Source organism: Collinsella sp. HCP28S3_E9 (assembly GCF_052065455.1).
Taxonomy (GTDB): Bacteria; Actinomycetota; Coriobacteriia; order Coriobacteriales; family Coriobacteriaceae; genus Collinsella.
Window position 1 is genome coordinate 1 of record NZ_JBQHTZ010000035.1, and the last position, 1,651, is coordinate 1,651.

Here is a 1,651-nt window from a genome sequence, read left to right on the forward strand (position 1 = left end):
GCCAGCCCCAGCTCCCGGGTCGCCCGGTGAAGGCGAGGAAGAAGGGCGTGAAGGGAGCGAAGAGCGTTGCTGCCTAGGCTAGCCCCTTGTCACACAAACTACCGAAGCCTCCTTTTTTCACCTGCTGAAGGTTATCAATCTTCTTATTGAGTATCTCGGCATTCTTTCTTCTGCCAATGCCCTGGCGGGCAGATCCACCCCCCTTTCGGCTGGTTCGGGGGCACAGGCATGCCCTGACGGGCAGATCCACCGCCCTTTCGGCTGGTTCGGGGTCGCAGGCATGCCCTGGCGGGCAGATCAGCGCCTTTTCGGCAGGTTCGGGGGCGCAGGCATGCCCTGACAGACGGCTGCATTGCCCATATGCGTTTTGCGCGCGAGGACCCTGTTGCTCCTGTCAAAAGCGTGGCGAAATGAAGTGGCCCAAAAGAGGGCAGCAGAATACCGAAATCCCAGCTTGAAATAGCTCAGCTATTTGTCACTGTGCGGTTCTGCCTGCTATGATTAGCCATGCACTGCTGGGGAAGACTCATCCGCTAGAATTGCTTGGACGAAAGGAGACGCAATGGTACTCGACAGATACGCGCGATTTGCTGACAGCGCCGACGTGCTCTCTTGCCCCCTTTGCCACAGCGCCCTGAAGCTGCAGGAAGGGAGCCTCGTATGTCCGAAGAGGCACTGCTTCGATATCGCAAAGCAGGGGTACGTAAACCTTCTAGGGCCCTCCAGGCAGTCAGCCCACTACAGCAAAGAATCCTTTGAGAGCCGCATGGCAATCCTGGAGGCAGGGTATTACGACCACGTGAAAGAAGCCGTCCTCACCGCGGTAGGAAGGGCCCTTTCCCCAAGCGAGGGTCCTGCAGCTGTGAACGCGACGCCATTCCGCGTGCTCGACGCGGGATGCGGAGAAGGCTTCTATGCACGTGCAATCCGAGAAAACCTCTGTGTCGACGTGGTGGCGTTTGACCTCTCAAAAGACGCCATGCTGATGGCGGCCCGCCACGATTCCAGAAAGGCGGTCAAATGGCTGGTTGGCGACCTGACGAACATCCCCGTGCTGAAAGGCTCCATCAACTGCGTGGTGGACGTATTCGCTCCCTCGAACTACGACGAATTCAAGCGCGTTCTCACCCCAACCAGAAACGCCTCCGCGCCAGGAGTGCTGGTCAAAGTGGTTCCAGGCAGCAATCATCTTACGGAGCTGCGCCACCTTGCTGAAGGATCTTTGCGCAGCAAGGAATACTCAAACCAGCTGGTGACCGATTGCTTTGAGAAGCACTTCAAGATGACCGACCGCATCAAGGTGACGCGCACCTTCGAGATGTCCGAAAGGGACGTCCGCGTGTTCGCCGAGATGACGCCGCTGCTGTTCGGCATCGACGCGGAGTCCCTAAATCTATCGCGTGTGAAAAGCATCACCATCGAGGCTGAATTGCTGGTGGGCACCCCTCGCTCCCAAGGCCCTTCATGAGCTCAGCCAGCTCATCATCCTCTTAATTGCAGGGCTGAAGGACAGCCCTTGTCAACCGCCCCAGAAGAAATCTGGCTCTTCGGTGGTTTCTGTGGGAGAGATTCCGGCATAGGCCCAGCTCAGCGGGCGAAAACAACGATCTGGAACTGAAACGGCCCCGGGAGGGGCCGTTTCCGCGTCATC

The 1,651-nt window shown here is 58.2% G+C and carries 1 protein-coding gene and 1 pseudogene; both read left to right on the plus strand.

Features of this window, described 5'->3' with window-relative positions:
* Window positions 1-562 precede the first annotated feature (562 nt).
* Window positions 563-703, plus strand: a pseudogene (locus ACTNA2_RS09025) (putative RNA methyltransferase); the annotation flags it as partial.
* A gap of 63 nt (window positions 704-766) precedes the next feature.
* On the plus strand, window positions 767-1,468 hold the full coding sequence (locus tag ACTNA2_RS09030) for a methyltransferase domain-containing protein (RefSeq protein ID WP_052241580.1): 702 nt from the start codon (window positions 767-769) through the stop codon (window positions 1,466-1,468).
* The last annotated feature ends 183 nt before the right edge of the window (window positions 1,469-1,651 follow it).